Genomic DNA, 19056 nt, shown 5'->3' with positions numbered 1-19056 from the left:
CCCATGGGCAGTGGAGCCTGGTCCACCGACGTCTACGCCGCGGCCGCGAGCTACCGGAAGCATAGTGGCCGCAGCGCGTTCCACTACAGCGACAGCGTCCGTCACAGCAGCTCACGCGACAGCTGGAAAGCCCACCCCGGCCTCGACCCGCACGGCGTCGGGACGCGCGAGAGCCGCGACAGCGACGAGCACCCGACCTCGCTGGCCATCGGCGTCCTGTTCGACGTGACCGGCTCGATGGGGAGGGTGCCGCGCACCCTGCAGAGCAAGCTGCCCGACCTGCTCGGCCTGCTCATCCGCAAGGGATACGTCGACGACCCGCAGATTCTCTTCGGCGCGGTCGGCGCCGCCACCTGCGACCGGGTGCCCCTGCAGATCGGCCAGTTCGAGTCCGACAACCGGATGGACGACCATCTCGGCAACATCTTCATCGAAAGCGGTGGCGGCGGGCAGAAAACCGAATCCTACGAACTGGCCCTGTACTTCATGGCCCGCCACACCTCGATCGACTGCTACGACAGGCGTGGCAAGCGCGGCTATCTTTTCCTCATCGGTGACGAGATGCCCTACCGGCGGGTCAAGCGCCGGGAGGTCGCCGCGGTCATCGGCGACGAGCTGTCCGAGGACATTCCGGTCGAGCACATCGTCGCCGAGGCGCAGCGCAGCTACGAGGTGTACTACATCCTCCCGCAGGGAGCCTCGCACGCCGGGGACACCGAGGTGCTCGCCGCCTGGCGCGCCCTGCTGGGACAGAACGTCATCGAACTGGACGACCTCGACGCCGTGTGCGAGACGATCGCGCTCACCATCGGCCTGGCCGAGGACGCCATCGACCTGGACGAGGGCCTGGGACACCTGCGCGAGACCGGCGGCGACGCACCTGTCGACGCCGTCGGCAAGGCGCTCACCGCATACGCGCGGGACCGCGGGACGGTGGTCGTCTCCGACGGCCTGCCGGGCCTCGACGACGACCCGAAGGGGATCACCCGGCTGTAGGGCGCCCACCGCGAGATGGAGGGAGGAACGTCGCCGTGCCGCACCGCCACGTCCCACACCGCCACGTCCCACACCGCCATGTCATCGTCGTCGACCTCGGGTTCGGTGACGCCGGCAAGGGAACGGTCGTCGACCATCTGTGCGCGCGGGCGGCCGCGCGGGGCCGGCCGGTACACGCGGTGATCCGTTTCAACGGCGGTGCCCAGGCCGCCCACAACGTGGTCACCGACGACGGCCGGCACCACACCTTCGCGCAGATCGGCTCGGGGGCGTTCACCGCGGGTACCGCCACCCATCTCTCCCGCCACATGCTCGTCGACCCGCTCGCGCTGGCCGCCGAGGCCGATCATCTCGAGGCGGTCGGGGTGCCCGGCCCGCTCACCCGGCTGACCGTCCACCGGGACGCCCTGCTCACCACCCCTTACCACGTGGCGGCGAACCGGGCCCGCGAGCGGGCGCGGGTGCCGGCCCGGCACGGCTCGTGCGGCATGGGCATCGGCGAGACCGCCGCCTACGCCCTGACCCATCCCGAGGACAGCCCCCGGGCCGGGGACTGCCTCGCCCCCGCCCGGCTACGCCGCATCCTGACAACGTTGCGTGACCGGCTGGCCGACGAGCTGGGCCCGCCGGCCGTGGCCGCGCCCGCGGTCGACGACTGCGTGGCGGCCTTCCACACCTTCGCCGACGCCGTCGAGCTCGTGGACGACGGGTACGTCGGCAGGCTGCTGCGCGCCGGGCCGGTGGTGTTCGAGGGAGCACAGGGTGTGCTCCTCGACGAGTGGCACGGTTTTCATCCCTACACCACCTGGTCGACGACCACCCCCGCGAACGCGGACAAGCTGCTCGCGGACGCGGGGATGGCGGGGGAGGCGCTGCGGCTGGGGGTGGTGCGCGCCTACACCACCCGGCACGGCGCCGGCCCCCTGGTCACCGAGGACGCGGAGCTGGCCGCCGCGCTGCCCGACGTCCACAACGGCACCGGCCCCTGGCAGGGCGCCTTCCGGGTGGGCCACTTCGACGCGGTGGCGCACCGGTACGCCGTCGACGTCGCCGGCGGGGTGGACGCGGTCGCGCTGACCCACCTTGACGTGGCCGCACGCCTCGACGTGGCCGCCCGGCGGCGTCTCGCCATCTGCCGCGCCTACGAGATCGACGGTGTGCCCGTCAGCCGGCTGACGCCGCGGCCGCCCGGCGACCTGGTGGGCCAGGCGAGGCTGACCAGCCGGCTGGCACGGGCGCGGCCCGTCCTCGAGCCCGTCCCGGACGCCGCCGCCTGGCCCGGGCTGGTGGGGGAGGCACTCGGCGCCCCGGTGACCCTGCTCTCCCACGGGCCGCGCAGCCGCGACAAGACCGGTGTCACATCCGGTGTCAGCGGTTTGCCGGCGCCTCTGCCTGCCAGCGCTTGCGCACCTCGTCGGTGATCTCAGCGGGCTGGGCGGCCGGCTGCCCGATGCGGAGATGGTTGCCGAAGGGGTCGCGCAGCCCGCAGTCGATGCCGTAGGGCTGCTCGGTCGGCTCCTGGGTGAACTCGACGCCGCGGGCCCTGAGCTCCTCGTAGGTCCTGCGACAGTCGTCGGTGCGCAGGATGAAACCGAGGCCCATCGCGCCCTTGGTCACCAGCTCGCGGACCTGGGCGGCGGTCTGCTCGCTCATGGCCGGCGGGCCGGGCTTCTCCAGCAGGATCTCACGCTCGGGGTGGCCGGGGACGCTGACCGTCAGCCAGCGCATGAAACCGAGATCCACATCGGAGGTGATCTCCAGGCCGAGCTTGCCGACGTAGAAGTCCACCGCCTGGTCCTGGTCGAGAACGTAGACGGACGAGTGTGTGATGGCGTTGAACATGCCGGCAACGCTACGGAGGTCCGCCCCGGTCCGCTTCTCCGAAACTGCTCGGTCGTTCTCCGAGGCTGCTCGGTCGCAGCCACGCCATTCCGAAACAGGTCGGTACTGGTGGCGGGGCCGGCGCCGCCCTCGTCCGCCGCCGGTACGAGGACGGTGACTCGCCGACGACGGCGTGGAACGTCCGACTGAAGGTGCCGAGGCTGGTGAAGCCGACGTCGAAGCAGATGTCGGTCACGCTGCGGTCGGTCTCCCGCAGCAGCGCCATCGCCCGCTCGACCCGGCGTCGCTGCAGGTAGCGGTGTGGCGTCTCGCCGAAGGCGCCGCGGAAAGCCCGGATGAAATGCGCCGGCGAGACGAACGCGATCCCCGCCAGGGTGGGGATGTCGAGCGGTTTCGCGTAGTCGCGGTCCATGGCGTCCCGGGCCCGCAGCAGCCGACGGTTGTTCTCCTCGACCGCCCGGTTCACCGACCGCCGCCGTTCACCGGCTTCCACCGTTCACGGGTCGCCGCACGTCAGTACTCTACCGCCGTCTGCCAGCCGTCTGCCAGCCGTCTGGCAGCCGGCCACCCGTGGTGATTTATGCGTTACGGACAACTATTACAGAAAAACCATGTCGACGAATACGAGGAGCATGTCAAAAATGAGCGACCGAGCGAAGGAGCGCACAGTGGCCCCGGGGCAGAATTCCGGGATTTCCTGTCGGGACCGAGTACGTGGCTGCCTGCTCGGTGGAGCACTGGGGGACGCCCTCGGGGCCGGCATCGAGTTCCTGTCGTTGGACGAGATCCGGCGCGTCCACGGGCCGGCCGGGGTGCGCGGCCTGACGGCGGCCTACGGCGTACACGCGCCGATCACCGACGACACGCAGATGACGCTGTTCACCGCCGAAGGGCTCATCCGAGCGTCGGTCCGCGGCCGCTCCAAGGGGATCTGCCATTACCCGACGGTGGTGTGGCGGGCATACCAGCGCTGGCTGGCCACCCAGGAGCACCCCGGGCCGCCAGCCGATACGGAAAGTGACGGCTGGCTGACTAGCCAGCCGCTGCTGTACGCGCGGCGCGCCCCCGGCAACGCATGCCTGTCCGGGCTGCGAATGCCACGGATGGGAACGCCCGCGCATCCCGCGAACCCGAACAGCAAGGGATGCGGCGCGGTCATGCGTTCGGCGCCGTTCGGGCTGCTGCCGACCGGGCCGGAAGCCGCGTGGGAACTCGCCGCCGAATGCGCTGTGCTCACCCACGGTCATCCTGCTGGTTACCTTGCGGCGGCGGCGTTCGCCTGGATCATCAATGTGGTGGCCGACGGTCAGACCCTTGTCGAGGCGGTGGAGTCGGCCCTCGGCCGGCTCGCCTCCGAACGGAACGGCGAGAAGGTTGCCGCCGCCCTGCGCGCCGCGCTGACGGCGGCAGCCGACGGCACACCGACTACCCCGGAGCGGGTGGAGTCCCTCGGCGCCGGCTGGGTGGCCGAGGAGGCGCTGGCCATCGCCGTCCACTGCGCCGTGGCGGCGCCGGCGGATCCGTGGACGGCGCTGCTCGCCGCGGTGAACCACTCCGGGGACAGCGACTCCACCGGCGCGATCTGCGGGAACATCGTCGGCACCATGCTCGGCGAGGGCGCCCTGCCCGCGGACCGGCTCGCCGAACTTGAAGGCCACACCCTCGTCCGCCAGATCGCTGAGGTGGTCCCCGTTCTTCGGACAGTGATCCCTATGTGGGATAATTGATCCGTGAGCGGAGGAGATTGATGACTGAGTCCCGGAGGCGGTTCACGCCCGAGTACAAGGACGAGGCAGTGAAACTCGTCATCGATTCGGGTCGGCCGGTATCGGCGATCGCGAAGGACCTCGGTATCAACGAGGGAACCCTGGGGAGCTGGGTGGCCACCTGGCGTCGGGCCCACCAAGGCGAAGAAGAACCGCTGTCGATGTCCGAGCGTGCCCGGCTACGGGAGCTGGAGAAGGAGAACCGGGAACTCCGGATGGAGCGCGAGTTCCTCTCAAAAGCGGCAGCCTTCTTCGCGCAACGCCATCAGTGATCGATAAGTTCGAGCTGATCGCCGCGGAGAAGGACAACTACCCGATACGCAAAATGTGCCAGTGGCTCGTGGTGTCGACGTCCGGTTTCTACGACTGGTACCAGCGACCGGTGTCGTCCCGGACCCGCCGGCACACCACCCTGGACACCCAGGTGCGGGCGTTGTTCGCCGCCTCGCGCCAGACCTACGGCGCGCGGCGGATCGCCGCCGCTCTGACCGCGTCGGGCCAGCCCACCTCGGTCCGCCTCGCCCGACGGATCATGCGCCGAGCAGGGCTGAAGGCCTGCCAGCCCAGGGCCTACCGCCGCACCACGATCCCCGGCCAGGCGCCGGTGCCCACCGACCACGTCCGCCGCGACTTCACCGCCACCCGCCCCGGGGCCAAGCTCGTCGGTGACATCACCTATGTCCGTACCGGCGAAGGCTGGCTGTATCTCGCCACGGTCATCGACTGCTATTCACGGAAGGTTCTCGGCTGGTCGATGGCCAGTCACATGCGGACCGAACTCGTCGTCGACGCATTCACCATGGCCGCGTCCCGCACCACCCTTGCACCGAACGCGGTTTTTCACTCGGATCGCGGTACGCAATACACGTCCGACGCCTACCATCGCACGCTGGCACGACACGGCGTGCGACCTTCCGTAGGCGCCACCGGAGTGTGCTGGGACAACTCCGCCGCCGAATCCTTCTTTGGCACCCTGAAAAACGAACTCGTCTATCGGGAAATTTACCTAACCCGTCGTGCCGCCCGCAGTGCGATCGCCGAGTACATCGAAGTCTTCTACAACCGGCAGCGACTCCACTCCACCCTCGGCTACCACACCCCGGAACACGTCGAACGTCTCTACCTGACGAGTCGGACATCAATACCAGAGGCGGCGTAAAGCTGATATAGTCCAGTTATCGCGTGTCCGTAGAATGGGCAGCACCTCACGCCGACGATTTCGTCCTGGAGACGTCCGGCGCCCCCGAGACCTCCGACAGCTGGGGAGAGGCGACACCGGCCTGGTTCGACCGCTACCCGGGCACCTGACCTGGCCGATGACTTCGAGCCGGCATCGACCGGCCAGCTCCGGCCCCCACCGGCTCTGAGCAGGCATGGCCGGACCGGGCTTCGACTCGGCTCTGATCCGTCTTGATACGCCTCTGGCTCTGACCCGAGACCCGATCCGGCCTACGCTGCCTGCTTCTTCCGCAGTCATCCGACTCGTCCGAGCTACTACCAGAGACCGACGACCTCATCCGGACGCGACGATCTCCTCTGGTTGCACGGCGGCGATATGCTCGGCCGGTCAGCACGTCTCACCACCCAGGGCAAGCATGTTCCACTAGATGGGGCAGTAGACGGGACAGCTTGGCCCGGAAGGTGGGACGATCAGGGGGCGGTAGCTCAGTCGGTCAGAGCAGCGGACTCATAATCCGTCGGTCGTGGGTTCGAGTCCCACCCGCCCCACAGTGTCTGCGCAGGTCACGGGCCTGTAGGCGATCTCTATCCGATCGCACTCAGAATCTTGCTAAAAATCTGCTAACGACGCTACTCCGCGGGGGAGGACTTGTGGGAGACGGGCTGGGATGTGCCCGCTGGGAGACGTCGCTGGCCTCGGCAAGGCGGGAGGCGGGGGAGCGGTCTCCGGTGACGTTGGACGAGGTGCGTGCGCATCGCGAGGAGATTCTTGCTGCCGGGCGTCGGTTCGGGGTTCGGAATGTGCGAGTGTTCGGCTCAGTGGCTCGTGGCGAGGCCACAGGGTCCAGTGATCTGGATCTGCTGATCGATGTCGGGCCTGGTCACGGATACTTCGACATGGCGGCTTTCGCGCTCGCGGTGGAGGACCTGCTGGGTGTGTTCACGCAGGTCGCCACCGAGGGTGGGCTGAAGCTACGTATCCGTGACCGGGTGCTCGCCGAAGCTGTGCCGGTCTGAACGGCTGTCTGTGCGGCGGGACGAGGAAGCGGCTGGCGGACATCCTGGACGCGGCGGAGAAGATCGCGGCCCGGGTGCGGCGCGGCCGGGAGCGGTACGACGCCGACGAGGATGTGCAGATCGTGCTCACCCATCTCGTACAGGTGATCGGCGAGGCATCGTTCCGGCTGTCGTCGGAGCTCACCGGCCGGTATCGGCAGGTGCCGTGGCGGCAGATCGTCGGTATGCGTCACCGTGTGGTGCACGACTACTTCGCGGTTGACCTCGACGTTCTGTGGGCGGCCGCGAGCATCGACGTCCCACGCCTGGCAGAACAGGTACAGGGCATCCTCGACGAGTTGACGTCCCACAGGGACGGTATTGCCGGGAGCCATGCGGCGGAAGATCCTGAGCGCTGACCGTGGATCGTCGTCCTACTTCGTCGATGATGAGACCGAATCGGTCACCTGTGGGACACGGAGGCGGCCGAAGTACTGGAATCTCCTGCCATAACAATGTGTATGAATGGGTATGCATCTGACCACTTTGGGGTGAGTCGCGGTCCCGGGGTTCGACCCTCGGTGGTAGCCGTGGACTGGCTGCCTGGCGAGCGGAGTCCCAAACCGCTGGCCAGGCAGAAGAAGACCGAGCCAGACAGAGGCCGCCCGACGTGGACCGCTGGTGTCGGTGGTGAGCAGGACGGGGTAGCCGTGGGGGTGGCGGTCGTAGGCGGCGTCGCGGGCGAGGACGGCGAGGGCGTAGGCGCGCAGCGCCGCCGCGGTCCGGGGGAGGTTCTGTGCGCTCACCGGTTGGCTCCGGCCTGGTGGGCGGCGGCCGGTGTGGTGGTCGCGAGGAATTCCACGGGGCCGACCGCGTAGGCGTCGATGCCCGCTGTGCGGGCGAACTGGTCGGCCGCGGCGGCGCTTTCGAAGACCAGCACGATGCCCGTGACCTGCCGCTGGTGTACCCCGGCGAACCTGACCAGCCCGTACAACGCCTGTTCGTCGTGCACGTGAATCGCCTCCGTGGGTCGGGGAAGGAGAAGGGCTGGTTCCGGGCGGGCCGTGTGTGGCCCGGGAAGGCACCCGCCCGGAACCAGCGAGGTGCGGCGCCGTGCCGGGGGACCGCTGTCAGCCCGGCCGGAACCGCTGCCGAAAGTCCATCGCGTTCGTCTCCCTGTCGGGACGTTCACCGTGGGAGATCCCGGAGGGACACTCGGGGGATACCGGGGGAGGATCGGAAGTCCGCACGCCTGCGCCGTACGAAGACCCGTCAGGTCGTGTCCGCACTTGTACGCTTACGCTGTGAGACGGGCTGCGGTGTCACCGAACGAGCAACTGCGCGCCGCCCGGCTGCGCACCGGTTCTGCCGAAATCCCGGGGGAGCCGCTGTCGCGGCAGGAGCTGGCCGAACGGGTGAACCGGTGGACCTTCCACCGGGATGGCCGTATCACCGAGGTGGACGGGAACTACATCGGCAAGCTGGAACGCGGGGTCATCCGCTGGCCGCAGCGGTGCTACCGGGAGGCGCTGCGGGCGATCCTACGGGTTGAGACCGACCGGGACCTCGGCTTCCACCGCCCGGCCCGAGTCGAGCACCAACCTTACTGCCTCGGATTTGTACTCCTGGGTGAACTTCCGGCGAGCTGACCCCATGACGCTCCTTCCCTATGGACAGCGAACCTCAGGTTCGCTGTCCACGGAAGCGGGATCACTCCAGTCCGCGTCGGGCCCGCGGATGCCGGCGTACTCCGATCCGTAGTCGTTAAACTGCCATCCGAACGCCCGAGCGTAGAAGTCGCGAGCTGTCGCGAGGTCGGGCGCGGGAAACTCGACGTAGTCGATGGCATGGTGGTGGTGGGACACAGGAGTCTCCTCGGTCGAGTGGTGGGTCGGCGGCCTCAGGCCGCGGGCTGCGGTGTGATGCGGTCGTGTCGGAGCAGCCGCTGGAGGTTGCTGACGGTGACGCTTCCGCGCCAGTCGAGTGCCTGACCGGCCGACCAGTGCAGAAAGTCGAAGTCCCATCCGCCGTCGTCGAGCCGCGTCCTCTCGACGCGATCCAGGTCGGCCGCGATCTGCACCGACGTGAAGAGGCGGCGGCTACGCGCGCCGGGCTGCGGGGATAGGTCGAGAGGGGTAACCCGCTCATCGTCGAGCCCGCCAGGAACCGGGATGCAGCCCATCTCGTCCGGCAGGGATCGGAGCCGATCGATGACACCGCACGCTCTGTCAGTATCCGGTACGGCATCGAGGAAACGAAGCGCGAATACGACGGTGTAGGTGTGGGGGCGCTCCACGGCCTGGAGCTCTCGCCAGCACCACTCGGTGGCGAGGTCGAGCCACGCGGATCGCGTCTCGGTTCGCCACAAGACACCCGCGAGAGCAAAGGTCAGGAACGTCGGGCCACCCGGGTTGATGAACGGGGCGTGTGGATATCCGGCACCCGTCGCACTCATCTGCGGCAGCGTGCCGTCGGGTGATGCGGCGGACGCCACCCAGTGGGCAGCGGCGTCGATCACCGGGTGTTGGGTGACACCGACCTCGACGAGGGTCTCCAGCGCCAGCAACGTGGCCGCCGGCTCGCTACCGGGTGCCCGGATATCAGGCTCCAACGCGTGCCCGAAGCCGCCATCGGCGTTCTGATAGGGCCGGAGAGCCTCAATGACCTGCTCGGCGGTCGTCGTGCCCATCAGGTACTCGAGACGGCGCCGGTCGAGCAGTCGCGCGTTGGCGTAGACGAACTGGATCGCGGAGTGGACGGCGATACTCATGGGCACGACGATGCCCGCCGATCGTCGCGGACTCTTGTACGAATCGGCCGAGCGTGCCCTGGGCGGTCACGCACCGGTGAGGAGATCCGCGACCTCGGCAAGAATGCGGTCTGCGCTCCAGGCGTCGACACCGGCTCGCTCGTCCCGCAGGCTCCGGGGTGTCGTGCCGGTCAGCAGCTTGAGGACGCGCGTCATATGGGCCTGGTCGGTGAACCCCGCATCCACAGCGACCACGGCGAGAGGGTGGTCACTGTGGTCGATCAGAGGCAAGAGCCGGTGCAGGCGACCGACCTGCGCGAGATCCCGGGGCGAAAGCCCCGTCAGTCGGCGCGCGGTACGTCGGGCCTCGCGTTCCGAAACGCCCAGACTGCGTCCCGTGTGCTCGATAACGCCGCCAGACGCATGGAGCAGGCTCTTGACGAGGTTCATCTGCCACGGCGTCGTATCGACCGTGCGCCAGCACGACGGAACCCGGCCGCGCCACACGTCATGGGTGACCTGACGGGCGAGTCGACTCCCGAGTAGGTCACCGAGCGAGAGCACCTGATCCCGAAGCTCGTTCGCCGTCGTTCGGAAGAGCAGAGGGATCGCCCACGGCTGCAGGCGCAGCCCGCGCAGCACGACCGACGGCTCGAGCTCGAGTCGATGTGGAGCCATGGTCGGCCCGACCAGAACGGCGGCCCCGAACTGGTCGACCACCACATCAGCACAGGCATCGGGAAGGACGGTGGCATTCGCACCCTGCGGGACCGATCCGCGACGGTGCCACGAGCAACGGAGCACCTCCGGCATCTCTGTCGCGAGCTCGGCGTACCCGACGTCCTGAACTCTCAACCCAACACCTCCCCCACCCTGCATCGTGCGGCGTGCCCTCTGTCCGAAGCCGCATGCTGGCGCCGATCCTCCCAGACTCGGAGGACAACCGACGGCCGTGTCGAGCGCGTCGCAGGCGAGCTGCGGCTTCGGGTGCGCGGGCGGGCGGAACGGGTGGTCTGTTCGCGGTGCGCGAGCGGAACACCCGGTCCGGCTGCTGCTGACCAGACAAGGAATCGACCTGGACCAGTTGGCCGAGGACCTGCTTGCCAGCCGGACAGCGACCTGATCGCGATGACGGGCAGGAGACGTCTGTGAGTACCGCTGTGACGGCCACCGAGTCTGACGCCGCCGAGCCGCGCGTGTGCTGGTGTTGCGGTGGCACCTATCCCGAGCCCGGACTTGTGCGGCTCGGCAGCCATCCCGAGGTTGGGATCTGCCTGCCCTGTGCGCACTACCTGCATCAGCAGGCCCGGGGTCGGGAGGACGCACGACGCCGCTCGCCCGCCGCCCGGTTACGCGACGGACTGCGCGCCGGCCTGCGCCTTGTCCATGCGGCGGCGTTGGCATGAGAACGCCGCCGTCGGCCGGCCACTGCGGTGGTTGGGCCGACGCCTTCCATAGATCACCGCATCACGGTAGACGGTTGAAGTCTGACCCTCTGGGGTCCCGCGTGGATCCCCGGAGAGTGGCTTTCCATACATCGCCAGGCGCGCGCTCCGGGCTGTCGTAGGCCACGGATCGGCCCACGTCAGTGGCCCGATCCGTGACCGGCTGGATACTGGCGACATCAGGTGCCGGCGAATCAGTGCTCGGACGAAGAAGCTGCGTCAGGAGGGCGGTGGCTCCGGTGAGCCCGGCCAGCACCCAGAGGCTGATGACGAAGGCATCGGCGATCGCGCCGGAGCGGAAGAACACCATGCCGATGACCGCCACCCCGAGCGCCCCGCCGACCTGCTGGGCCGTCGAGAGGACTCCCGCGGCCGATCCCGCGTGCCGCGGGTCGACGCCGGTGAGCACGGTCGACGCGAGCGGCACAAGCACCAGCCCGATGCCGAACCCGATGACCGCCATGCCCGGGGCAAGGTCCCAGGCCGACCCGGCATGCGCCATCTCGGCTAGCAGGACACAGCCCGCCGCCACCAGGAGCGCGCCGAGGGCGAGCACCTGGTGGCCGATCCATCGTGCCACCGGAGTCGCGACGAACAGCGCCACGAAGTAACCGGCCCCCACCGCTGTGAACGCCACTCCCGAGAACAGCGCATCGTAGCCGCGCCCGCGCTGGAGGTAGAGCGCGAGGACGAAGAAGAACGACGGCGGCACCAGCGCGAACGTCAGCCCAGCGATGCAGCCGAACGCGAAGGTCCGCACCCGGAACAGCCCCAGATCCACCAGCGGTGCCCGGCCGAGATCCGAACGACGGCGCTGATGCGCGGCGAAGCAGACGCCCAGGACCGGTGCGCCTGCGAGGCTCAGCCAGGTCCACATCGGCCAGCCGTGTTCACGTCCCTCGACGAGAGGCAGGACGAGCGCGGTGACCGCGCCCGCGCCCAGCGCCGTCCCGACCAGGTCGAGCCGTGTCGCGGCCCCGCTCGACTCCGGCACCAGCCGGCTGACCATCGGCAGCGTTGCGAGGCCGACCAGGACGTTGATCAGAAAGATCATCCGCCAGCCGAGACCAGCAACGTCGGCCTGAATCAGCGCACCACCGACGAGTTGGCCGAGCACACCGGCGATGCCCATCGCGAACCCATACGCCGCGAAGGCGGTGCCCCGCCGGGAATCGGTGTATGTGGTGCCGAGGATGGCAAGCACCTGTGGGGTGAGCAGCGCGCCGGCCGCGCCCTGCAGCACCCGGGTAGCGATGAGGAAGCCGGCCGTGGGGGCGAGGCCGCACCCCGCGGACGTGAGTGTGAACAAGGCAAGGCCGAGCGCGAACATCCGGCGGCGTCCATAGATGTCGCCGAGTCGGCCACCCGTGATCATTCCGGCCGCGAACGTCAGCCCGTATCCCGCGGCCACCAGGGACACCGCCGCTGGACTGGCGTGTAGGTCGGTCTGGATCGACGGCAGGGCGACGTTGACGATGAAGAAATCGAGGAAGGTGACGAACGTGCCGGCGAGCACCACGAGCAAGGGCGCCCAGCCGATCGTCTCTGGCCGGGTCTGGACCAGCCGGGCGTCGGCGAGAGTGGTCATCGTTTGCTCTCCTGATCGGGAAGGCCAGGAAGGTCAGCCGGGCACACGGTCGAGGAAGCCGAGCACCCGCTCGATGCGTCCGTCGGCATCGGTGACTACGACGTCGAAGCCGACCACGACCGGCTCGGCGCCCTCGGGCCCCAGGCCCCAGGTGAACCGCGCGACGTTGTGGTGGGTGTCAATCGGGCCGACCGGCGAGAAGACGAAGCCAGGGAACTGGCTCTGGATGGCGGCGATGGTCGCGGCCAACGCGTCCCGGCCCTGGACCTGCGTCAGCGGGTCGACGTAGCTGGGGTCGGCGCTCCAAAAGCGGTCGATCAGAGCCCGTCGGGCGTCGGCGTCGGTCTCGTTCCAGCACGCCAGGTAATGGTCAAGGAGATCAGACACGGCGAACTTCCTTTCGCCAGCGGAGTTTTGTCGGTCGACGACGACGATCCTGCCTGCGACAAAAGGGCCGGTCGATTCCCTCGAAGGTAATGCGTTCTCGTTACCTGGGAGGTAATCGCGGGCCCTCGAGGCGGGAGATACGGTCGCTGGTATGAGCGTCACCGCGCTACCCACTCGCCCGGTCGGTCAGCTGCTGCGCGACTGGCGCGAACGGCGCAGGCTAAGCCAACTCGAGCTGTCCAACCAGGCCGAGATATCGACGCGCCACCTCAGCTTCGTAGAGACGGGACGGTCCCGCCCGACGCCGGAGATGATCATCAGGCTCAGCGAGCACCTCAACGTTCCGCTGCGGGAACGCAACCTGTTGCTCCTGGCAGGCGGCTACGCACCCGCGTACCCGCAGCACGGGCTTGATGAGCCGGAACTCGCGAGCGTGCGGACGGCGCTGCGCCTCGTGCTATCCGGGCACGAGCCGTGCCCGGCTCTGATGATCAACCGGTGGTGGGAGTTGCTGGACGCGAACGCCGCGGTCGGCGTCATCACTGCCGGATGCGCTCCGCGTCTCCTCGAACCGCCGGTGAACGTGCTGCGGTTGAGTCTGCATCCGGACGGGATGGCGCCGCGGATCGCGAACCTCGCGCAATGGCGCGCGCACCTGCTAGGTCAGGTGCGTCGGCGAGCCGGTGAGACAGGGGACGAACGGCTAGGGGAACTACACGACGAGCTCGCCGACTACCCTGGCGGGACCGACTCGACGTTGCCGCCCAGCAACGTGGTGCTGCCGCTACGGCTCCGTCACGAGACCGGCGAGCTGTCGTTCTTCTCAATCGCGGCGAAGGTCGAGACCGCCGGCGACGTCACGGTCGACGAGCTCACGATCGAGTCCTTCTATCCCGCCGATCTTGAGACCACCCGCCGCTTGCGAGCGCTCGTGTGAGGAGCGGGCAGCCGAGCAAGTCCCAGCCCGACCACGATCCCCACGATCACGGTGGCCAGGCGGACTAGAGCCTCCAGAACCGCCAGGGTGACGGAACGCACGTTCGATTCCGTAGACGATGTTCCGGTCGGCGCGGTCACTGGACATTACCCCTGGCCAGAGCTCGAGTGGCGACTGGGCGGACGGTTATTTCGGGGCCTGCAACCAAGATCGAACGGTTCGGATGCTGGTACACAGGGTCCACCTAACTTTCGATCATGCCTTTGATCTGGGCGAATGCGGTTCGCGATCTATCGCTTTCAGCATCAACGCCGCGGAACGGTGCTGGTCGGGACCGCGACAGCTGGTTCGAGCCCCGTCTGGACGACCACGTCGCGGCCATGCGAACCGCCTCCGCCTCGCCGAGGTACTGGGCAAGCGGTGGCCCACGTCCAGACGCCGTCCACCGTTGTCGTGGCCCCGGCCACCGCGGTCTCACGTGAGCCGGCAGGACAATGCATATGGCCCTGACCGCTTCGCGTCCGTGGCTTCGCTCGTGGATGTCCTCGATTCGGCGGAGATCATGTCTGATACGTTCCGCGCACGGCTGTTCGGCAACCTCGACGAGTTGACAACCACCTCGCGACTGGTGGTGGACCGCCCGGCCGGCAGCAGGCACCCGCGGGTGCCGCAGGCCGTGTATCCCGTCGACTATGGCTACCTGGAGGGCACCGTGGCCGCGGACGGCGCCGGTGTGGACGTCTTCCGCGGCAGTGCCGTCGGCGCTGGCGTGGTGGGATTCTTTGTGACGGCGAATCCGGGCAAGCGCGACGTCGAGGTCAAGGTCCTGATCGACTGCACCGCCGACGAGATCGAGCGTGTGCGGCGACTACTCGACGACCTCCTGGGGATCGGCGGCCTGCTCGTGCGGCGGAACCTGGAGACCGCCACTGGCTCAGACGGCCCGACGGCTGGCGAAAAACTGGGTGCGCAGACGTGGCAGCAGCGGGGACGATAAGAGGCCTGGCACATGACGGGATGCCTTGAGGAGGATCGCTGAGCCGTGCCCGGTCGCGATCTTTCTCGACGGTTCTACGAGCGGGCGGTTCGGCCGCTGATCGCGGACGTGCCTCACGCTGCCGCGTTGCTCGGTGAGGGGTCCGAGGTACTCGGGTTCGACGACGAGGTCTCCACGGACCACGATTTCGGCCCCCGCGTGCAACTGTTCGTCCCTCCAGATCTCGACACCACGCCGATCGGCGTCGCCCTGGAGAGGCTGCCAGCTCGGTTCGACGATTTCCCGGTCGTCTACCCCGACAGCGACCGACACGACGGCCGACCACAGCACCAGGTGGAGGTGACCACCGCGCAGGCGTTCTTTCTCGACCGGCTCGGCGTCGACCCCGCCTGCGGGATGGATCTGGCGGACTGGCTGCTGGCCCCGACCCAGATCATGGCCAGCCTCACGGGCGGCGTGGTCCTGCACGACCCGCTCGATCTACTCACCGCGCGGCGTCGGGCACTGACCTGGTACCCCGACGACGTCTGGCGCTATGTCCTGGCGGCCGGCTGGCTGCGGGTCAGTCAGGAAGAACCGTTCGTCGGCCGCACCGGCGGCCGCGGGGACGACCTCGGCTCGCGCATGCTCGCCGCCCGCGTGGCCCGCGACCTTGTCCGGATCGGCTTTCTCCTCGAACGCCGCTGGGCCCCGTACAGCAAGTGGCTGATGACCGCGTTCGCGCAGCTGACCCTCGCCGACCAGGTCGGTCGGCACCTGCACCGCACGCTCAGCGCGACGCGGTGGCGGGAACGTGAAGCAGCGCTGTGCGCCGCAGCCCGTCACCTTGCCGACGTCACGAACCGGCTTGGTCTGGCTGAGCCTGTCGACCCCGCGCCGCGCCGCTTTCATGCCCGGGACATCCAGGTACTCGGCGCGCAACGCCTCACCCGTGCGCTGACCGATGCGATCAGCGATCCGCAGCTGCGAGCCCTCCTCACCGGGCTCGGACACCGACCCGACGGCCCGCTCGGCCATCTCCCCGGCGCGATCGACCAGGCCATCGACAGCGTCGAGATCCTCACCCAACCGAACCGCCGCCGCGACTATGCCCCCACGCTTGGACTCGGGGCATGAATCTCGCGGCAAGCTGTCCGCGGAGTGGATCGAGCAACTCGGCGGCGCCGGCGACTGGGACGCATGAGCAGATGCACCTCGTGCGTCGGACTGCTTTGCGACGCTGCGGGTCGCAGCTGGGTGGTGGTTCGCACGGCACGCAGGACGCCGGCGGGCGTCGCGCGTGAGGCGGTGCAGTCGTGCGGTTGTGGCTGTCTCTGGCGATAATGGCGATGTGACCGTCGACCTTCGTGACAGCCGGATCGCCGAGGTGTGCCGGCGCTACGGCGTCGCCGAGTTGTCCGTCTTCGGCTCGGTGGCTCGCGGCGACGACACCGACGAATCGGACGTCGACCTGCTGTACGTGCTGGCGCCCAACTCGATGCTTGGCTTCGAGATCGTCGACCTCCGAGATGATCTCGAAAAAATCGTGGGACGTCCCGTCGACCTGGTGCCCAAGTCCCGGTTGAAGTGGGTCATCCGTGACCGGGTGCTCGCGGAGGCTCGGGTCCTCTATGCGGCGTGATGAGCTCTACCTCGTCGACATGATCGAAGCCGCGGTCGCCGCGACGGCGTTCGTCCAGGATGTCGACGAGGCCGCGTTCCTGGAAAGCGATCTGATCCAGAGTGCCGTCCTCCAGAAACTCCTGGTGATCGGCGAGGCGGCCGGACGAGTATCCCCCGAGGTCCGCGAGCGCTGGCCCGACCTGCCGTGGCGGCCTGTCACAGGATTCCGCAACATCGCCGTTCACGCATACTTCGAGGTCGACTGGTCAATCGTGTGGCGAATCGCCACGACCGCGCTGCGGGAACTCCAGGAGCAACTGCTGACGCTCCTCAAAGCCGAGTTCCCACTCATCGCCAGCCAACTCGACCAGCCGCACTGACCGCGCGCTTGCCTTCGCGTTCCATGTCCGGCCACAGGTGACGATGGACCTGCGACGGAAACGTCTCCGAGCCTCGGCCGGTCTGTGGATGTGGCTGTCGGCAGACGGGCTGAGGTGCCCGGAACCGCCAGGTATACGGAACACTTGTTCGCCTCGGTGGACGATGTTGCGGTCGGTGCAGTCGGTGCGGTCACGGAGCATCGTCCCTGGCCAGGGCCCGGGTGGCGACCGGGTGGATGGCGATTTCAGGGCCTGCAACCAAGATCAATCGGTTCGGATGCTGGTACACAGGGTCCACCCCCCGTGACCTGCGCGAACAGGCCGCGGAGGTTGCTACGGAGATCGGTAACTGGCCCCGGTGGTGACGTGGTGGTGACGTTGCAACGGCAACCAGATGTCATCTCGTAGATGGCGACCACGGACAGTGGTTTCCAGTCGTCGGCCGTTGAAGAGGGCCGTGGTGGACGGCGGGTGGTACCGATAGTGCGAAGAGGCGCCGGACGGTGAGCCGGTATGCCTACGACCCTGGTCGCCGTGCGGTCGTTGTCTCCTGGGCCACCGGAAGCGGAGATCTGGCGGCAACCGTGGCCACCCTCTCCCCGGCAACCCCCGACCGCGACGCTCTGCGGCTGGTCGAACAGTTGACCTTTCTCACCGCCGCGGTGTGGCGTACCTACACCCACCCCGCAAGCGCCGCTCCGGATCTCACCGCCGGCAGCGAAGGTTGGCGATGTGACAACGACCGGCAGGCGTTCACCGGCGTGCTCACCGCAATCCTGACTCCCGAGCTCGCGCGCATCACAGATGCACCGGCGTCCCGGACGGCCGTGCGGCCGCATTTTCCCGCCACCACAGCGGCCCAGCGCAGCGCCGATACTGCCCGTGCACCCGCTCCGCGACCACCCCACACCCCGGACACACCACACCCGACGCCCGGACACGTAACCGCAGCCGATTATCGGCCCGGTCCACCCCGTCGACGAGCACACCCGACAGATGCGGAAGAAGAACCCCAAGGTCAAAGAGGCACCCGGCACATGATCACAGCAGACTGATCGTGCTCAGCGAGCACCCCGAGGGCCACTCCGATCGCAAGATCAGGAACAGATCCAGTTTTCACCCGATGCCGACAGCTGCCGAGGTGGGCACGGTTGACCGGGCTCGGACCCGTCTAGGCCCCCTGCGAGCGCGTGGATGTGGGAGGAGTCGACCAGCGCCCGGTGCAGGTCGAGCAGGCCGGCGGCGGTGCACTCGTCCAGCAGGTTCTCGTGCAGGCGCTGCCAGACGCCGGCGGCGTGCCAGTCGCGCAAGCGCCGCCAGCACGTCACCCCGAACAACGTCCTCGGCAATTCCCGCCAGGGCACGTCGTTGCGCAGCACCCACACGATCCCCTCCAGGGCCGCCCGGTCGTCGACCGGCAGTCAACCGGGGTAGCGGAGCCGCCGTTCCCGGGCCGGGATCAGCGGCTCCAGCCGCTTCCACAGTTCCTCGCTCACCGTCTCCTCGTCACGCATGACCGAGGTCTACCGGCGGAACCCGCCCGCTCCTGGTACGACACACCGCAGTTGATCAGACTTTGTGAAACGAGTTGTTAGTCGCTGGCCGGGTCGATGTCCTGATACCAGGGCGACCGGTAGGAACGCCAGTTCCGGTCAGCGGCGAAGGAAGGGGGTGGGACACCGCCGGCATCCTGGGGAGCGTCGCCGGTGGTGTTCTCGCCCTCGTTGCCGGCCGGACTCGTCGGTTGTTCCTGGGCATTCGCCTGTTGCGGTCCGGTAGCGGTCGGAGCCGTGTCGGTGGCGCTGCCGACTTTTCCGCCCCAGCAGGACCGCGATGCATTCCATGGAGCCGTGCCCTGCTGGGCGTACAGGATCCGGGCGCGTTTCCATTGCTCGGCAACGCTGGCGTTCTGTGGCAGCCCGGTTCCACCGGTCGCCTGCCACGTGCTGGGAAGAAACTGGAACAGTCCGCCGGCGCCTATCGAGTTGACGACAGTCGGGTTGCCTCCGGACTCGCATTGAACAATTGCCGACAATATCTGGTCCTCGGGCGGTGCCGCGCTGGCGGGCCCCGAGAGTCCGATGCCGGCGCCGCCGATGGCGGCGGCGAGCGTCGGAATGGCGACTAGCGCGCGGGTATAACTTGTGGTCTGCCTGGTTTTGCGATGCCGGGCACGCGCATGGGACATCTTG

Annotated in this window: 22 protein-coding genes and 1 tRNA gene; 13 read left to right on the top strand and 10 right to left on the bottom strand. The window is 68.4% G+C overall.

Annotated elements, in window-relative coordinates:
• The first annotated feature begins 3 nt into the window (after positions 1–3).
• Positions 4–996 carry a hypothetical protein gene (locus tag FSYMDG_RS17385; RefSeq protein ID WP_013874697.1) on the top strand — a complete coding sequence of 331 codons (993 nt, stop codon included), beginning with the start codon at positions 4–6 and terminating at the stop codon, positions 994–996.
• Positions 997–1031: 35 nt separating this feature from the next.
• On the top strand, positions 1032–2417 hold the full coding sequence (locus tag FSYMDG_RS17380) for an adenylosuccinate synthetase (protein ID WP_013874696.1): 1386 nt from the start codon (positions 1032–1034) through the stop codon (positions 2415–2417).
• Here the strand turns inward: FSYMDG_RS17380 and FSYMDG_RS17375 are convergent.
• Both FSYMDG_RS17375 and FSYMDG_RS17370 read right to left on the bottom strand, forming a co-directional pair.
• Positions 2365–2838, bottom strand: coding sequence for a VOC family protein (locus tag FSYMDG_RS17375; protein WP_013874695.1), 474 nt, complete (start codon positions 2836–2838; stop codon positions 2365–2367). The genes FSYMDG_RS17380 and FSYMDG_RS17375 overlap by 53 nt on opposite strands.
• Before the next feature lie 10 nt (positions 2839–2848).
• Positions 2849–3304: a helix-turn-helix domain-containing protein gene (locus FSYMDG_RS17370; protein ID WP_013874694.1), complete on the bottom strand. Its 456-nt coding sequence runs from the start codon at positions 3302–3304 to the stop codon at positions 2849–2851.
• A gap of 175 nt (positions 3305–3479) precedes the next feature.
• Here FSYMDG_RS17370 and FSYMDG_RS17365 point away from each other — a divergent pair, with 175 nt between their 5' ends.
• The 5 genes from FSYMDG_RS17365 to FSYMDG_RS17340 all read left to right on the top strand — a co-directional run bounded on the left by FSYMDG_RS17365 (position 3480) and on the right by FSYMDG_RS17340 (position 7198).
• Positions 3480–4565 carry an ADP-ribosylglycohydrolase family protein gene (locus FSYMDG_RS17365; protein WP_013874693.1) on the top strand — a complete coding sequence of 362 codons (1086 nt, stop codon included), beginning with the start codon at positions 3480–3482 and terminating at the stop codon, positions 4563–4565.
• Positions 4566–4585: 20 nt separating this feature from the next.
• A protein-coding gene (locus FSYMDG_RS17355) for an IS3 family transposase (RefSeq protein ID WP_085948540.1) occupies positions 4586–5763 on the top strand; the annotation gives its coding sequence in 2 pieces (ribosomal slippage) (positions 4586–4847 and positions 4847–5763; 1179 coding nt in all).
• A gap of 495 nt (positions 5764–6258) precedes the next feature.
• Positions 6259–6332: transfer RNA gene (locus FSYMDG_RS17350), tRNA-Ile, on the top strand.
• A gap of 180 nt (positions 6333–6512) precedes the next feature.
• Positions 6513–6800, top strand: coding sequence for a nucleotidyltransferase family protein (locus FSYMDG_RS17345; RefSeq protein WP_043603921.1), 288 nt, complete (start codon positions 6513–6515; stop codon positions 6798–6800).
• A complete protein-coding gene (locus tag FSYMDG_RS17340) occupies positions 6797–7198 on the top strand; it encodes a HepT-like ribonuclease domain-containing protein (protein WP_013874691.1) in 402 nt (133 codons plus the stop codon). The genes FSYMDG_RS17345 and FSYMDG_RS17340 overlap by 4 nt, the downstream gene beginning before the upstream one ends.
• 15 nt (positions 7199–7213) lie before the next feature.
• Here the strand turns inward: FSYMDG_RS17340 and FSYMDG_RS26395 are convergent, their stop codons facing one another.
• The 4 genes from FSYMDG_RS26395 to FSYMDG_RS17315 form a co-directional block, all read right to left on the bottom strand.
• Positions 7214–7585 carry a hypothetical protein gene (locus FSYMDG_RS26395; protein WP_013874690.1) on the bottom strand — a complete coding sequence of 124 codons (372 nt, stop codon included), beginning with the start codon at positions 7583–7585 and terminating at the stop codon, positions 7214–7216.
• Positions 7582–7791: a hypothetical protein gene (locus tag FSYMDG_RS17335; RefSeq protein WP_013874689.1), complete on the bottom strand. Its 210-nt coding sequence runs from the start codon at positions 7789–7791 to the stop codon at positions 7582–7584. Before FSYMDG_RS17335 ends, FSYMDG_RS26395 begins: the two co-directional genes overlap by 4 nt.
• Positions 7792–8679: 888 nt before the next feature.
• On the bottom strand, positions 8680–9549 hold the full coding sequence (locus FSYMDG_RS17320) for a hypothetical protein (protein ID WP_043603915.1): 870 nt from the start codon (positions 9547–9549) through the stop codon (positions 8680–8682).
• Positions 9550–9615: 66 nt separating this feature from the next.
• Positions 9616–10383, bottom strand: a complete 768-nt coding sequence (locus tag FSYMDG_RS17315; protein ID WP_013874685.1) for a helix-turn-helix domain-containing protein — start codon at positions 10381–10383, stop codon at positions 9616–9618.
• Positions 10384–10676: 293 nt separating this feature from the next.
• Between FSYMDG_RS17315 and FSYMDG_RS24800 the strand changes: the two genes are divergently transcribed.
• Positions 10677–10934 carry a hypothetical protein gene (locus FSYMDG_RS24800; protein ID WP_013874684.1) on the top strand — a complete coding sequence of 86 codons (258 nt, stop codon included), beginning with the start codon at positions 10677–10679 and terminating at the stop codon, positions 10932–10934.
• Positions 10935–10995: 61 nt separating this feature from the next.
• On the opposite strand, the gene FSYMDG_RS17310 is transcribed toward FSYMDG_RS24800, so the two are convergent.
• A complete protein-coding gene (locus FSYMDG_RS17310; protein ID WP_013874683.1) occupies positions 10996–12561 on the bottom strand; it encodes an MFS transporter in 1566 nt (521 codons plus the stop codon).
• 33 nt (positions 12562–12594) lie between these two features.
• Positions 12595–12948: a nuclear transport factor 2 family protein gene (locus FSYMDG_RS17305; RefSeq protein WP_013874682.1), complete on the bottom strand. Its 354-nt coding sequence runs from the start codon at positions 12946–12948 to the stop codon at positions 12595–12597.
• A gap of 151 nt (positions 12949–13099) precedes the next feature.
• On the opposite strand from FSYMDG_RS17305, the gene FSYMDG_RS17300 reads away from it, so the two are divergent.
• The 5 genes from FSYMDG_RS17300 (at position 13100) to FSYMDG_RS17280 (ending at position 16864) form a co-directional block, all read left to right on the top strand.
• Positions 13100–13885 carry a helix-turn-helix domain-containing protein gene (locus tag FSYMDG_RS17300; protein ID WP_013874681.1) on the top strand — a complete coding sequence of 262 codons (786 nt, stop codon included), beginning with the start codon at positions 13100–13102 and terminating at the stop codon, positions 13883–13885.
• A gap of 478 nt (positions 13886–14363) precedes the next feature.
• Positions 14364–14882 (top strand): inorganic pyrophosphatase, encoded by a 519-nt coding sequence (locus tag FSYMDG_RS17295; protein WP_202797637.1) that lies wholly within the window; start codon positions 14364–14366, stop codon positions 14880–14882.
• A 45-nt stretch (positions 14883–14927) separates the two neighbouring features.
• Positions 14928–15998, top strand: a complete 1071-nt coding sequence (locus FSYMDG_RS17290; RefSeq protein WP_013874679.1) for a DUF4037 domain-containing protein — start codon at positions 14928–14930, stop codon at positions 15996–15998.
• A 214-nt stretch (positions 15999–16212) separates the two neighbouring features.
• Positions 16213–16503, top strand: coding sequence for a nucleotidyltransferase family protein (locus FSYMDG_RS17285; protein WP_013874678.1), 291 nt, complete (start codon positions 16213–16215; stop codon positions 16501–16503).
• Entirely contained in the window at positions 16493–16864 is a 372-nt protein-coding gene (locus FSYMDG_RS17280; RefSeq protein ID WP_013874677.1) for a HepT-like ribonuclease domain-containing protein, read from the top strand. The genes FSYMDG_RS17285 and FSYMDG_RS17280 overlap by 11 nt, the downstream gene beginning before the upstream one ends.
• A 1097-nt stretch (positions 16865–17961) precedes the next feature.
• On the opposite strand, the gene FSYMDG_RS26910 is transcribed toward FSYMDG_RS17280, so the two are convergent.
• Together FSYMDG_RS26910 and FSYMDG_RS29780 are read right to left on the bottom strand one after the other, a co-directional pair.
• Entirely contained in the window at positions 17962–18285 is a 324-nt protein-coding gene (locus tag FSYMDG_RS26910; protein ID WP_083828334.1) for a transposase, read from the bottom strand.
• Positions 18286–18455: 170 nt separating this feature from the next.
• The gene (locus FSYMDG_RS29780; RefSeq protein WP_013874675.1) at positions 18456–19052 is read right to left on the bottom strand and encodes a transglycosylase family protein; all 597 of its coding nucleotides are present in this window, start codon (positions 19050–19052) and stop codon (positions 18456–18458) included.
• Positions 19053–19056 lie beyond the last annotated feature (4 nt).

This window comes from Candidatus Protofrankia datiscae, from assembly GCF_000177615.2.
Taxonomy (GTDB): Bacteria; Actinomycetota; Actinomycetes; order Frankiales; family Frankiaceae; genus Protofrankia; species Protofrankia coriariae.
The sequence above is the reverse complement of the archived record's forward strand: the minus strand, read 5'-3'. Positions and strand labels throughout refer to the sequence as shown.

Coding starts and splice junctions, on each gene's coding strand:
- FSYMDG_RS17280 (WP_013874677.1), top strand. CDS start 16,493: ATGCGGCGTGATGAGCTCTACCTCGTCGACATGATCGAAGCCGCGGTC.
- FSYMDG_RS17300 (WP_013874681.1), top strand. CDS start 13,100: ATGAGCGTCACCGCGCTACCCACTCGCCCGGTCGGTCAGCTGCTGCGC.
- FSYMDG_RS17375 (WP_013874695.1), bottom strand. CDS start 2,838: ATGTTCAACGCCATCACACACTCGTCCGTCTACGTTCTCGACCAGGAC.
- FSYMDG_RS29780 (WP_013874675.1), bottom strand. CDS start 19,052: ATGTCCCATGCGCGTGCCCGGCATCGCAAAACCAGGCAGACCACAAGT.
- FSYMDG_RS17310 (WP_013874683.1), bottom strand. CDS start 12,561: ATGACCACTCTCGCCGACGCCCGGCTGGTCCAGACCCGGCCAGAGACG.
- FSYMDG_RS17385 (WP_013874697.1), top strand. CDS start 4: ATGGGCAGTGGAGCCTGGTCCACCGACGTCTACGCCGCGGCCGCGAGC.
- FSYMDG_RS17365 (WP_013874693.1), top strand. CDS start 3,480: ATGAGCGACCGAGCGAAGGAGCGCACAGTGGCCCCGGGGCAGAATTCC.
- FSYMDG_RS17320 (WP_043603915.1), bottom strand. CDS start 9,549: ATGAGTATCGCCGTCCACTCCGCGATCCAGTTCGTCTACGCCAACGCG.